Consider the following 12912-nt stretch of genomic DNA (forward strand, 5'->3'; position numbering starts at 1 on the left):
CTGGGCCTTCCGGGTGCTCACTCTACCGTGGAGAACGCAGCCATGCCGTTACACCCAGTCCCCCGTGTCCAGAACCTCGTGTTGGCCCTCCTCCTGGCGTTGCTGCTTCCGGCGCCCTTCGCCGCCGCGCATGGGCGGTATTTCAACGACTCGGGCTCCGTGCCCACCAGCCATCCCAATTGGATGCGGTGGATTCCCTCCTCCACCAGCGTCGCGGCGCTCTCGGTGCCGGGGACTCACGACACCATGGCCAACGAGACGGAATGGTATGTGACCGCCATCGAGCGGGCCTGGATCCTCACCCAGGGGATGGAGCTCCGGCCCCAGCTCGACGCGGGCGTTCGGGCCCTGGACATCCGCGCCCGCCACATCGGCAATGGCTTCACCATCCACCACGGCGCGTACCACCTCATGGCCAACTTCGATGGGGTGTTGAGCACGGCGGTGCAGTTCCTGCGGGACAATCCCACCGAAACCCTCCTGATGCGAGTCAAGAAGGAGCACACCGAGGAGAACACGACGCGCTCCTTCGCCGCGACGTTCGAGTGGTACCGGGATCAGCCCGCCTACAGCCCCTACATCTGGCGAGGCACCCACATCCCCACGCTCGGCGAGGTCCGGGGCAAGATTGTCATTCTGGATGACTTCGATGGCGGAGACCACGGCATCGGCTGGGGCAGCCTCAACAAGCAGGACGCGTGGGAAGAGACCAACACCGACACGAAGTGGAACCTGGTGCGCGCGCACCTCGAGGCGGCGAGCGCCGGTAACCCCAACACCCTGTACATCAACTTCCTGAGCGCCGCCGGAGTCGGGGGAACGCCCAGCGCCATCGCGGGCAGCGTCAACGAGGACGCGCTCCACTACCTGATGGGCACCGGCGTGCAGCGCACCGGCGTGCTGATGATGGACTTTCCGGGAGCGGGGTTGATCGACGCCATCATCGCCCACAACTTCCGCCTGGCCTCGAGCGCGGCGGCCATCGGCGGGGACTTCGCGACCGTCTTCAACAACGTCGCCCATGGCTTCCACAGCGAGGGCGATGACGAGGCGCGTGACCGGGTCCTGGAGGCCAGGACCTTCCTGAACCACACGCTGCCGGGAATGTCCTGGCACATCATCGTGTCGGGCACCTCCGGCTCCGACAACTGGGGCTACACCGTGCAGCACCACGGGCTGTACCAGAAGTCCGACTGGGTCAACGGCTACAGCCACGTGGCCTTCAATACCCTGACGAGCGACAGCGCGGTCAGCGCGAGCCTGCTGCAGAGCTACGTCGACGGACAGCTCGGCGGCTTGAGTGGCTCAGCGGAGAACCGGGCCGTGCAACTGGCCGAGCGGGTCCGGGCGCGCTTCCCGTTCCAGTCCTGGAGTGTCCTGGTCAAGCGCGCCCCCGGAGGCTTCGACAACTGGGCCTACGAGCCGTGGGGGGCGCACTACATGCGCTGGCAGGGAGACTACGCCTACGCGGTGTGGGGCTATGCACCCCAGCAGGGGGTGTATCTGTACGAGCACTCGGGCTACCTGGGGGACCTCCGCCACCTGACGGGCTCCGTCTCGGAGCTGCGCGGCCAGGGCTTCAATGACCTGACCTCCTCCGTCCGGATCATCGGCAACTACCGCGCGAACCTCTGGGAAAACGACAACGGGTCCGGCGCGGGGTTGTACGTCCCCCAGACCCGGGATGATCTGCCCACCGTGGGCTGGAATGATCGAGCCTCCTCGGTGGAGATCTGGCGTTACTGAATCACCGCCCGAAGCCGCGGTGATAGGAGATGGGGCCCCCCAGGTGGCCCCATCTCTCTCAGGCGCTGCCCTGCTCCTCGGGCCGGTAGGGAAGCTCCAGCGTGAAGGTCGCCCCCTTCTTGGGGCCATCGCTGTGGGCCACCAGCGAGCCCCCCAGCGCGCGGGCGGCGATCGCACACGAGTGGAGCCCGAAGCCGTGTCCGTCCTTGCGCGTGGTGAACCCATGCTGGAAGATCTTCGTGAGCAGCTCCGGCGCGATGCCCATGCCGTTGTCCCGCACCTGCACCTGGACACGGTCTTCCGTGGGACGCTCGACCCTCAGCGTGACACGCCGCTCGCCGTCTGGATTGTCATTCACCGCGTACTTGGCGTTGCTGATGAGGTTCAGGACGATCTGCAGCAGCTTGTGCTTGTCGACCATCACGTGCGGCAGTGGGGCGAAGTGCCGCTCGACCGTGACGCCGTGCCGCCCGAGCGCCGCCGCGTTGATGCGCAGCGCGTCCTCGACCAGTTCCTGCAGCGAGGTCACCTCCACGATGCTCGAGGACGTGGCGTAGCTCTGCTGGAGCTCGACGATCATCCGGATGTGCTCGACATGGCGGTGGAGCGCCGCCGTCATCTCCAATAGCTCGTCGCGCGTGGAGGACAGGTGCTGCCCGAGCTTGACGAGGTACTCGGGCAGGCGTCGTCCGCGCTCGTCCTCCGTCATGAAAACCGCGAGGTCGGCGCGGTGCGACTCGAGCAGCTCGGCGACCTTGACGAGCGGTTGCACGCGGAGCGTGCGCAGCCGCTCGTCCAGGATGCTGGCCGAGGTGTTGATGCTGTTGAGGACGTTGCCCACGTTGTGCAGCACGTTGGTGGCGAGTTCGGCCATGCCCGCCTGGCGCGCCAGCTCCACGGCGCGGCGCTGGGCGTCCCTCAGCTCCTGAGTACGCTCCTTGACGCGGACCTCCAACCCGTCGTGGGAGTGGCGCAGGGCCTCGTTGGTCTGTGCGAGCTCCCGCGTGCGCTCGGCCACCCGCTGCTCGAGCTCGTCGCGGGCCAGTCGCAGCGCCGCCTCGCTGCGTGCGAGCTCCTCCGTCGAGGCCGCGAATGGCAGGAGGATGCGCCAGATGACGAACGCGGCGCTCCCGAGCATCAGCAGGAAGAGGCCGATCGGGGTGAGGCCATGGACGGCGGCGAGTCGACTTTCCTCCACCTGCGCGCGACGCTGCAGGAGCACGGAGACATCGCCCAGTGCCCGGGTCAACCGCGACGACGCGGCGCGGAAGCGCTCCACGTCGGGGTTGTTCTTGAGGGAGTGGTTGTCGGAGCGGAGAAGACGCACGTGAGCCGCGTGCGTCTCCTCCCACAGCGCCCACACGGAGGTGAGTGCCTCATGGACCTCCGGCTCCTCGACGCCCCGCAGCATCACCATCACGTCACCGGTGCGCGCCTCTCCTCCCTGGAGCATCGCCGTGTTCGCGGCCACGAAGCGCCCGGCCAGCGCCTGGGCGCTGGCCCGCTGCCGCAACAGCAACTCCCAGTTGGCCGTCGCCAGTCCGACGAGGGCGAGGTAGGTGGCGTTCTCGAACTGCTCGGCGGTGGTGCGCTGGTCGGCCGCGACCGCGACGTACTGCTGGCTCCGGTCCGCGATCGCGTCACTCTCCACCACGGCCAGCAGGGAGAACACCTGCAGGACGACGCCCAGCGTCACCATCCCCGCGATGGGCCAGAGCAGCCTCCGGGTCTGGTTCGCCATCCGTGTCTCTCCGGCGCTCATCGGATGTGGGTGAAGCCCGCCTTGTCCGCGGCTTCCCGCATCGAGCGGATATCGTCGTAGTTGCTATCGTCCACGAGGGTGAAGCGCTCGAGCAGTGCCTCATCGAGGATCTTCCGCCCTTCCGGATCCTCGTGCATCGTCACCAGCGCGCGCTGGAGCGACTCCCGGATCTCCTCCGGCATCCGGTTCGAGGCGACGATCGGGCAGATGCCGGCCGGGCCCGCGCTCTCGAGGACCCGGACCTTCGCGGCGTGCCCGAAGCCCTTCTGCCGGTCGTAATCCAGCACGAGGCTGTCGACGAAGCTCGCATCCGCCTCACCTTCGGCGACCATGCGGATCGACTCCTCGTGGGAGCCGGACCGAACCACCTTGCCGAAGAACCCCTTCGTCAGGCCCAGTTGGAGCAGCCGGTAGCGGGGCAGGTTGTAGCCCGAGTTGGAGATCTCATCGTTGTAGACGTAGGTCTTGCCCGCGAGGTCGTGGATGGACTGGTAGGGGCTGTCCTGTCGGACGATGAGGTCCGAGTAATACCTGGGCTTCCCCCCATACCGGGCGGCCTTCATGATGGGCGCGGCGATGAGCCGGACCGCGGGCCTCGGGGTGTCGCGGAGCATCACGTACGGCAGGCCGCAGATGAAACCGCAGTGCACGGTTCCCTCCTCGAGCATGCTGTTGATGGTCCCGTAGGCCAGCCCACTGATGAACTCGGTCTGGACGCCGGTCTTGTGCGTCAGGTACTCGGCGAGCCGCGAGTAGACGCCAATCCCCGACTCGGAGACGAAGGCGGCGGACATGGCGAGCCGGATGGTCATGCCGTCGGTCCCGGTACGTTCCTTCGGGGAGGGAGTCTGCTCGGCGGCCATGACGACGTCGGTCTCCGGCACGGAGGTTCGCCACCCGAGGAAGGCACCGCCAGCGATCGCGAGGACCCCCGCGAGGCCGAGGAGCAGAAGGGTGCCACGCGTGGAAACACTCATCGGGGCTTCTCCAGGGCGAAGGCGACGCCGCTTTGCAGCGTGGGATGTGTCCTCACGCCGCCCAGGTCGCCCCCGAGAAGCGCCAGGGCCCTCACGAGCTCGGGCAGCGCTCCGGTCAGGACGAGCTCGGCACCCGCCAGACTCACGGCCCGCGCGGCGCCGATGAGACCCTCGGCGAGTTCGGGGCCCAGGCCCGGCGCCCCCGTCACATCGAGAATGGCGAACCGCGCGCGCCGGCTCGACAGCCCCATCACGAGCGCCTCCCTCACCTGTCGCAGCCGCTCTGGATCCACCGGGCCGAGGAGCGGCAGGAGGACGACGTCCTCGGAGAGCGGGAGGAGGGCCAGGGACGTCGGCGCCGGGGACCGCGCGAGGTGGTTCCACTTTTCCACCAAGGCGCTCGCCATCTGGCGGACCTCGACGGGATCGAACGGTTTCTTGAGGACGAGCAGGCGGTCCGTCCGGCCGAAGCGGGCGCTCATGGCCTCCCAGGAGTAGTCCGAGTAGGCCGAGCAGATGACGGCCTGGAGGCTCGGGTCCTCCTGCCAGATGCGCGCGAGCGTCTCGACCCCATCCCACCCCGGGGGCATCCGGACGTCGATGAACGCGAGCGCGTAGGGAAAGCCATCCGCCAGCGCCTTCTGGACCTTCGCGAGTGCCTCGGAGCCCTGGTGGGCGCTCGTCAGCTCGAAGGTCGGCGGCCTGGGTGCCGCCGTGCTCGTCCCGCCGAGGAGCGCTGCCTCCAGCTCGTCCAGGTCGGAGGTATCCTCGCGGGGCGAGAGGATCCGGCGAAAGTCATCATGGATATCCTCATTGTCATCAACGACGAGGATTCGCCTGTTCTCGGACGGGTGGGGGCTCATGGGGCGGGAGACTTCTCACGTAGTTCTCCGTGAACCCTGTCCCAGCATCGAGACGTGTGGCGCGACACGGATGACGACCGAAGAGGGGCCTGCCAGTTTATGGCCGTGCCCCGTCGAAATGCAAAGGATCAACCCGTGCCGTGAGGGCCCCCGCCGTCCCCGCCCGCGAGGCAACCTGCTCTTCGAGGCGACAGGCGCCAGCTCCTGCCCTCAGCAGCTCGCGTGAAACATCGAGGGAGCTTCCGCCGCCTTCACCAGCCGCTTCACCGCGCGCAGCAGCAGGTCCGTGTCCAGCGGCGCCGCCAGGAAGCCCCGTGCGCCCAGGGCCTGGGCCCGCATCACATCCCGCTCCGGCTCCTTGCCCGCGACCAGCAACTGGGAGCGGGGCAGCCGCTCCAGCTCCTCCAGCGCCGGCAGCGGAGAGAGGACCACCGCATGGTCGCTCGCCGACAGGAGCCGCTCCTCGCCCACCACCCGCGCCTGGAAGCCCGCCTCACCCAACAGGCGCAGCAGCCCGGCCGCCACCTCCTCGCTCCAGCCATAGACGAGCACGCCGCTCGAGTCCTCGACGGCCTCGGGGGGCGCCACCTCCGTCAGGGCCAGGAGTTCCGCCAGCTCCTCCACCTCCAGCGGCTCGAGCAGGGGCAGCTCCAGCACCTCACGCCGGGGATCCAGGTCCGGCAGGAAGATGGCGCGATCCGAGAAGGCCGACTCCCCACCCTCCACCATCGAGGCCATGCAGTCGCGGTGCAGCGTCATGTCCTCCTCGGCCTCGGGGAGCTGGATGGCCTCCGCCTCCACTCGCCGGGCAGCCCCCGCCCCGTCCAGATAGAGCCGCTCGATGGCGCGCGCGATGGCCGAATCCGAGGCCAGCATGGGCACCACCCGCGCCCGGCGCGTCACGCTGCGCACCGCGTCCAGGGAATGAAGGTTCGCGGGCGCGGCGATGGCCACCACCAGATCGTCCCGGGGACCCTCCAGCCGCAGCGGCACCACCCGGTGCTGCTCCGCCAGGCGCCTCGGCACCAGCTTCGTCAGCGTCGGATCCAAGGGCTCCGCGTCGAGATCCGTCGCGGGCACTCCCGCCTGGCGCGACAGCGCCCGAAGCACCTGTTCCGCCGAGCAGAAGCGCAGGTCCACCACCACCTGCCCCAGTGGAACGCCCCACTTGCGCTGGTAGGCCAGGGCCGACTGCAACTGCAACCCATCCACGCCGCCCATCTCCAACAGGATGTCACCCAGCCGCTTCTTCATCATCTGCATCGGACGCCCCCCGGGGTCTGGAGAACTCCCCTTGTAGATCATTCCACCCGTCCGGTTCTTCTCCGTAGGCGCCACTCTCTTGCGTGTGTACGCCATCCGTTGTTTCCAATTCGCTCTTTTCAGGACAAGGCGAGAATCCGCCCCCACCGAGGCGGGATTTGCTCGATCTCGAGTCTTCCGCCACGGCTCGTGAAGCGCCTGTCCGGCTCCAGCAGATCCACGAACGTGCTCCCTTCGGGGGCTCCCGTGTCGAGGCGCATGGCCGCCGGAGCGTTGGCGGCATTGAGCGCCACGACGACGCGCTCGGCCTCGAAGCGGCGCAGGAACGCGAACTGTTCGTGGGCCACGAGGAGCTGTTGGTAGGCGCCCTGGCGGAGGGCCCGCGTCTGGTGGCGGATGCGCGCCAGCCGGGCCACCTCGCGGACCAACGAAGGCCGAGGCGCGCGTTGCAGGGCCTCGGGCCAGACGAGCGCGGGGCGCAGGGGAGAATCGTCTCCGCCCTGCTTCACCCCCTGCTGGCCCCACTCGCTGCCGTAATAGATGGAGGGAACACCCGGAATCGTGAAGAGCATCAGGTGGAGCGGAAGGAGCTGCGCCGGCTCCTTCAGGGTGCTCGCGATCCGGTTCACGTCGTGGTTGTCCACGAAGTTGTAGAGCGGCAGGTCGCGGTAGATGCCGCCCTCACCGAACTGACGCTGGAGGGAATAGGCGATCTCGAAGTAGTTCCGATCATTGAGGCTGGAGTACAGCCCCTTGTACACCTCGTAATTGGTGACGGAGTCGAGCGTTTCCGGATTGCCCAGGCGGCGGTAATCCCCGTGGATGGCCTCGCCCAGCAGCCAGAAGTCAGGCCGCAGCCGGCGACAGAACGCCGCGAGGTCTCTCAAGAAGGAGACATCCATCACCTCGGCGACATCCAACCGGAGCCCTTCGATGCCGAACTCGGAGATCCACTGCTCCACCACGCCGAACAGGTGCGCGCGGACCTCGGCGTTCTGGAGGTTCAGCTTGACGAGGTTGTAATGCCCGCTCCAGCCGTCATAGGAGAACGCATCACCGTAAGGGCTGCGCTTTCCGAACTGGAGCCCCGAGAACCAATCGCGGTAGCGCGACCGCTCCCCGTGCGCCTGCACGTCGCGGAACGCCCAGAAGTCCCGGCCGACGTGGTGGAAGACGCCATCGAGGATGACCCGGATGCCCGCGGCGCGCATGGCCGCCACCAGCCGGCTCAGGTCGGCGTTGGTCCCCAATCGCCGGTCCACCTTCGAGTAGTCGGCGGTGTCGTACCCATGGCTGCTCGACTCGAAGACGGGCCCCAGGTACAGCGCGTTCATCCCCAGTCCGCGCAGGTGCTCGATCCAGTCATGGAGCCGCGCCAGCCGGGCTTCGGGTGGCGAGGTGAAGTCGTTGCGCGCGGGCGCTCCGCACATCCCGAGCGGATAGAGATGGTAGACCACGGCATCACGAACCCATGCGGGCATGGAACGCTCCTCGTCCCCCGCGGCGACGCGGAGGGATGGTTGATGAGTCATTGGACGGCGGACTACGAGTAGATACCGTGTGAGAACTGATGCATGGCCTGGTGGGCCAGGTGCTCGTTCAACTCGACATGCCCATTGAGGGACATGACGATATAGGTGTTGATCGTCCCGAGCAGCGTCGCGGCCTGGGCCTGCTGCCGCCCCTTCATGTTGCCGTGGCCCTTCTGCGCCTCGCGGAACATCTCCACCAGGAACTGGTGCTGCTTCTCATTGAAATCGGCGACCCGCTGGAACGCCTCGTCCGAGGGGCGCATGAACCAGAACATCAGCAGGAGCCGATAAAGGATCGGCTCGCGCCGGGCGAACTCGAAATAGGCCAGGGTCACCTGCTGGAGTGACCGGGGCAGATCCCCGGCGTAGTCCGCCGCGCGACGCAGCGTTTCCAGGAAAGGCTGGCACCGCTCCTGGATCAGCGCCTCGAACAGCCCGCGCTTGTTTCCAAAGTGGTGGTAGAGCGTCGGCTTGGTGATGCCCGCGGCCTCGCAGATCTCCTGCACCCCGATGGCGTCATAGCCTCGCGCCGCGAAGAGCCGCACGGCATGGTCGATGATGGCTCCTCGCGTATCCATGACCGCAATATACCGATCGGTATATCGAGCGGCAATGTCGCCTCGGGAGCCGCCCGCGAGGGTTGGTGGGACAGCGAGCGCTCAGCCGAGAGTCACCCTGGAGGCATGGAACTCACAGGCGGCTGGCCGACGCGTAGCCCGCGAAGAGCTCACTCGTGAGCCGCGCGCGCTTTCCCCCCTCGGCCTTGCGGATGAAGTCGTTGAGGATCTCGCCTCCGGGCCCCTTGCGTTCGGGGTGGCGCAGGTTCATCCGCGCGCGGACCACGCCCTTGCCGCCCCGGTGCACGAAGACGACAGTGCCCTCGCTGGCCACCGACTCGATGACGCCCACGTGCGTCACCCCGTCGTTGCGCAGGCCATCGCGGTTGCGGTCATACGTCTCGCGGAAGAAGACGATGTCGCCAGGCTCGGGGGTGTGGCGGTGAAGCGCCCCCGTGCGCATGGCGCGCCGGTACATGGCGCTCGCCGCGTTCTCTCCAGGACGCTTGCCCTGCGACAACAGCTCCACGCCCACCGACTGGTAGGCCAGCCGCACGAGCCCCGAGCAGTCGTCCGACACGGGGTAGCGGCGCAACGAGGTGCCCACGAGCCCCGCGGCCCGGAGGGCCACACGTTCGCCTCGCTCCGTCACCTCCACGGAGGACGTCGCGGCGGGCTCCTCGGGCCGCTCACGCCCGCACACCGCCGAAGCGGCGCATGCCAGGCCGAGCAGCCAGGGGAGCTTGAGCAGACGAAACCTCATGAGGGTCTGAACGGACGTGCCCCTCCGGTCATTCATCGGCGGGTCGGCGAGCTTCGGCCCGTCATGCTCGTCTGGACCCCGGGCGACCGTCGCTGGAGGCCGCCCGGGATGCTTCGCCAGGAGTGCTCGTGCCTACTTCGGCGCGACGCACTGACCCCAATCGCCGCAGGTCGTCCCCGCCGCGCACGCGCCACACGAGCCACCGCAACCATCATCACCACACAGCTTGCCCGTGCACTCGGGTTGGCAGGTGTTCGCCGTGGTGGCCAGGTACATGTTGTCGATGTACGCCTGGATGCCGTTGGTCTTGCTCGCGCCGACGTTGCCCAGATCGATCTCGAACTTGTAGGTGTCCGTGGCCGTCACGGTGAACGGGGGCGGGCCGCACGTCGTCCACGCCGTGCCGACGTCACACGAGAAGGAAGCCACGGTCGTCCACGGCTCGTGCGCCAGGGTGATCTTGATGGGCACGGAGAGGGCCGCGCTCGTCTTCAGGTCCACCGTCCACTGATAGGACGTGCCCGCCTGCAACTGAAAGCCCTCCTGCCGGACCTGCACGCTGTAGGGCTGCGTTCCCCCGTTGTCGACGCGCACCCACTGCACGAAGCCGTGCGCACCGCCCTCGTTGAGGATGTCCGTCAGACCGCCGCCGCCCTCGAAGAAGAGATCGGTGCGGTGGGAGGTGTAGTCCTCCTCGAAGCCGCAGTTGCGGATGATGTTGTCGGGCGTCCCATCGCCGTTGCCATCCTGGCAGGGCGCCGCCTTGGCCCGCGCATAACCCGAGTCGCGGTGGAACCAGCGCACGTAATCCACCTCCAACTGGGCCTTGTCTCCATGGGCCGCCCAGTCGACGTCGACGCATGACCCCGGCGTCTCCTTGCACATGCCGTTCTCACACGCCGCGCCATTGGCGCACTGCGCGCTGGTGGTGCAGGCACGGCCCGACCAGCCCGAGCACCCCAGATCCCCACCCACCGCGTTGTTGAGGATGAGGAACATCGGCTGGCGGTACTCGGTCGCGTCGTCACCCGTGCTGAAGGAGGCCACGGGCTTGCCCCCGTTCTGGGGCAGCTCGTCGATGTAGATCTTGAAGCCGTTCTCGTCCCAGAGAAAACCCCAGGTGTGCCACTGGTGGTAGTCGATCGTCTTTCCTCCCCAGCTCACGCGCGCCCCACCCACGTCCCCGTCACATTTGGCATCTCCATTGTTGGGCCAGGAGCTGCATGCGTTGGGCTGCCAGGCCCCCGCCGCCATGGCGGCCTCGCCCACCTCGGGATATTCGCGCCACAGGGCGTTGAAGCCCATGGCCTCGTTCTGGGGATAGAGGACCGGGTTCTCCTTGATCTGGGTGTACTCCATGATGTCGATCTCCCCACTCATGGGCCAGCCCACCGTGTCTTCACGGCCTCCCTTCTCGATGCCGCTGTTGGCCCCGAGCATCCAGATGGCGGGCCACATCCCATTGGGCGGCGTGGTGCCCGCGGGCAGCTCCGCGAAGGGCATGCGCGCCCGGAACTCGATGTAGCCGTAGCGGAACTCGACCTTCTCGTCGCTCTTGATGCGGCCCGAGGTGTACGACGTCTCGTTGTGCGGCGCGTTGCCCGTGCCGTTGAAGGGCGCGCACTCCTCGTGGTCGGACACGCCGTTCTTGTTCTGATCGTACACGCAGTACTTCGTCGCCGCGCAGGTGCCCCCCTGACCGCACTCGGCGTCGGCCGTGCATTGCTTCCAGACGACACAGTCCAGGGACTCGTGCCGCGCACGCAGGCTCAACCTGCCGTTCTCGACACAGTAATTCCAGTCATTCGGATGGTCGGGACACTCCCGGTTGGTGTAGGCCTGCTGCTCGTTGTTGACGCCCAGGTTCTCCTTCGTCCAGAAGTTCGTGTTGAGAAAGGACCTGGGCTGGCCCCCGTTCAACGCCCCGCCGAAGTCCTCCTCCCAGGTCAACGAGTAGCGCTGCCCGTCCACCACGAGGGGGGCGGGTGGTTCGGGGTTCGGCTGAGGCTGCGGCTGAGGCTCCGGCGGCGGCTCCTCGGTCACCTTGCATCCACCGGCCATCAGGCCCACGGCCAGGAGGGCCAACACATACCGCGTCCCTACAGACTTCCTGCTTCGTCGCATCATTCCGGGGCATTCTCCACGGGGTGTAGACAGCGGTCCGAGGATACGCGGACGCTCCCCCGCGGAGGGCGGGCGTCCGCCGGAAGACCGTCGGAAAAATTGCCTCCCCCTCCTGGAACCCGGTGTGGTTGTCTGCGCCGCCTATGACAGAGCGTGTGAGCAAGATCGCCATCATCGGAGCGGGCGCGGTGGGCGCCACGGTGGCCTACGCGTCCATGATTCGCGGAGTCGCCAAGAACATCGCCATCTATGACGTCAACCGGGCCAAGGTGGACGCGGAGGTGCTGGACCTGAACCATGGCCTCCAGTTCGTCCCCATGGCCACGCTGGAAGGCTCGGACGACATCGGCGTGTGCGCGGGGGCGGACGTCATCGTCATCACCGCGGGCGCCAAGCAGAAGCCCGGACAGACGCGCATGGAACTGGCGGAGGCGAACGTGGCGCTGTGCCGCTCGCTCGTGCCCCAGTTGCTGAAGGTCGCCCCTGACGCCCTGCTGCTGCTGGTGACCAACCCGGTGGACGTGTTGACGTACGTGGTGCAGAAGCTCAGCGGCCTGCCCACCAGGCGGGTACTCGGCAGCGGCACGGTGCTGGACTCCTCGCGCTTCCGCTTCCTGCTGGCACGTCACCTGAACGTGGCGGTGCAGAACGTCCACGCCATCATCGCGGGCGAGCATGGGGACTCGGAGCTCCCCCTGTGGAGCCTGGCCTCCGTGGGCGGGGTGCCCCTGATGCAGTGGGCCGTCCCCGGGCGCGCGCGGCTCACGGACGAGGACCGCCAGCGCATCTTCGACAACGTGCGCAACGCCGCCTACCAGGTCATCCAGGGCAAGGGCGCCACCAACTACGCCATCGGTCTGGCCACGGCGCAGATCCTCGAGGCGTTGCTCCACAACGAGCAGCGCGTCCTCCCGGTGAGCTCCCGCCTGGAGGGCTACCTGGGCATCCAGGATGTGTGCATGAGCGTGCCGAGCATCGTCAACCGCGGCGGCGTGGAGGCGGTGCTGGAGCTGCCCCTGAATGAGTCCGAGCGCGAGGGTTTGAAGCACAGCGCGGACACCATCCGGAAGGCCATCCGCACCCTGGGCTTCTGAAGTCAGGCGCCAACGCCTGACGCACTCCTCCAGGTTCTCCCCGCGTGGGCGGCGGGAAGGCACTCAGGTCTTCACGTCTTCCCACGCGGAGAAACACCCTTCCCCGTTCGAGCCGCGGGGGCTCGCGAAAACCCTCTCCTCGAACGGCATCCAGGATGCACTGCCCGGCCACGCGGGCAGGACAAGACGCGACAACCAAGGTGGGAGAAGGACATGGCCAGAGGGTCTCGC

General features: G+C 67.6%; 10 protein-coding genes. 2 read left to right on the plus strand and 8 right to left on the minus strand.

Going from position 1 to position 12912, the window contains the following annotated elements:
* Positions 1-42 precede the first annotated feature (42 nt).
* Entirely contained in the window at positions 43-1746 is a 1704-nt protein-coding gene (locus D187_RS09100; protein WP_043428941.1) for a phosphatidylinositol-specific phospholipase C, read from the plus strand.
* A gap of 58 nt (positions 1747-1804) precedes the next feature.
* Here the strand turns inward: D187_RS09100 and D187_RS49680 are convergent, their stop codons facing one another.
* From D187_RS49680 to D187_RS09140, 8 genes are all read right to left on the minus strand, one after another.
* Complete coding sequence (locus D187_RS49680) at positions 1805-3487, minus strand: sensor histidine kinase (protein WP_002623407.1); 1683 nt, start codon at positions 3485-3487, stop codon at positions 1805-1807.
* A 17-nt stretch (positions 3488-3504) separates the two neighbouring features.
* Positions 3505-4485: a phosphate/phosphite/phosphonate ABC transporter substrate-binding protein gene (locus D187_RS09110; protein WP_002623406.1), complete on the minus strand. Its 981-nt coding sequence runs from the start codon at positions 4483-4485 to the stop codon at positions 3505-3507.
* Entirely contained in the window at positions 4482-5348 is an 867-nt protein-coding gene (locus D187_RS49685; RefSeq protein WP_002623404.1) for a response regulator, read from the minus strand. Before D187_RS49685 ends, D187_RS09110 begins: the two co-directional genes overlap by 4 nt.
* Positions 5349-5558: 210 nt before the next feature.
* The gene (locus D187_RS09120) at positions 5559-6707 is read right to left on the minus strand and encodes a GspE/PulE/PilB domain-containing protein (protein WP_245591653.1); all 1149 of its coding nucleotides are present in this window, start codon (positions 6705-6707) and stop codon (positions 5559-5561) included.
* A 23-nt stretch (positions 6708-6730) separates the two neighbouring features.
* On the minus strand, positions 6731-8092 hold the full coding sequence (locus tag D187_RS09125; protein ID WP_002623392.1) for an alpha-amylase family glycosyl hydrolase: 1362 nt from the start codon (positions 8090-8092) through the stop codon (positions 6731-6733).
* A gap of 62 nt (positions 8093-8154) precedes the next feature.
* Positions 8155-8721, minus strand: a complete 567-nt coding sequence (locus D187_RS09130) for a TetR/AcrR family transcriptional regulator (protein ID WP_002623390.1) — start codon at positions 8719-8721, stop codon at positions 8155-8157.
* A 112-nt stretch (positions 8722-8833) separates the two neighbouring features.
* Positions 8834-9463: a CHAP domain-containing protein gene (locus D187_RS09135; protein ID WP_002623388.1), complete on the minus strand. Its 630-nt coding sequence runs from the start codon at positions 9461-9463 to the stop codon at positions 8834-8836.
* Between the two features lie 132 nt (positions 9464-9595).
* A complete protein-coding gene (locus D187_RS09140; RefSeq protein WP_002623386.1) occupies positions 9596-11551 on the minus strand; it encodes a carbohydrate binding domain-containing protein in 1956 nt (651 codons plus the stop codon).
* Between the two features lie 191 nt (positions 11552-11742).
* On the opposite strand from D187_RS09140, the gene D187_RS09145 reads away from it, so the two are divergent.
* Entirely contained in the window at positions 11743-12681 is a 939-nt protein-coding gene (locus D187_RS09145) for an L-lactate dehydrogenase (RefSeq protein ID WP_002623384.1), read from the plus strand.
* The last annotated feature ends 231 nt before the right edge of the window (positions 12682-12912 follow it).

Source organism: Cystobacter fuscus DSM 2262 (genome assembly GCF_000335475.2).
GTDB classification, from domain to species: Bacteria; Myxococcota; Myxococcia; order Myxococcales; family Myxococcaceae; genus Cystobacter; species Cystobacter fuscus.

Excerpts from the sequence above, each read along its gene's own strand:
- D187_RS09120 (WP_245591653.1), bottom strand. The coding sequence starts at position 6,707 with ATGGCGTACACACGCAAGAGAGTGGCGCCTACGGAGAAGAACCGGACG.
- D187_RS09135 (WP_002623388.1), bottom strand. The coding sequence starts at position 9,463 with ATGAGGTTTCGTCTGCTCAAGCTCCCCTGGCTGCTCGGCCTGGCATGC.
- D187_RS09100 (WP_043428941.1), top strand. The coding sequence starts at position 43 with ATGCCGTTACACCCAGTCCCCCGTGTCCAGAACCTCGTGTTGGCCCTC.
- D187_RS09130 (WP_002623390.1), bottom strand. The coding sequence starts at position 8,721 with ATGGATACGCGAGGAGCCATCATCGACCATGCCGTGCGGCTCTTCGCG.
- D187_RS09110 (WP_002623406.1), bottom strand. The coding sequence starts at position 4,485 with ATGAGTGTTTCCACGCGTGGCACCCTTCTGCTCCTCGGCCTCGCGGGG.
- D187_RS49680 (WP_002623407.1), bottom strand. The coding sequence starts at position 3,487 with ATGGCGAACCAGACCCGGAGGCTGCTCTGGCCCATCGCGGGGATGGTG.
- D187_RS49685 (WP_002623404.1), bottom strand. The coding sequence starts at position 5,348 with ATGAGCCCCCACCCGTCCGAGAACAGGCGAATCCTCGTCGTTGATGAC.
- D187_RS09125 (WP_002623392.1), bottom strand. The coding sequence starts at position 8,092 with ATGCCCGCATGGGTTCGTGATGCCGTGGTCTACCATCTCTATCCGCTC.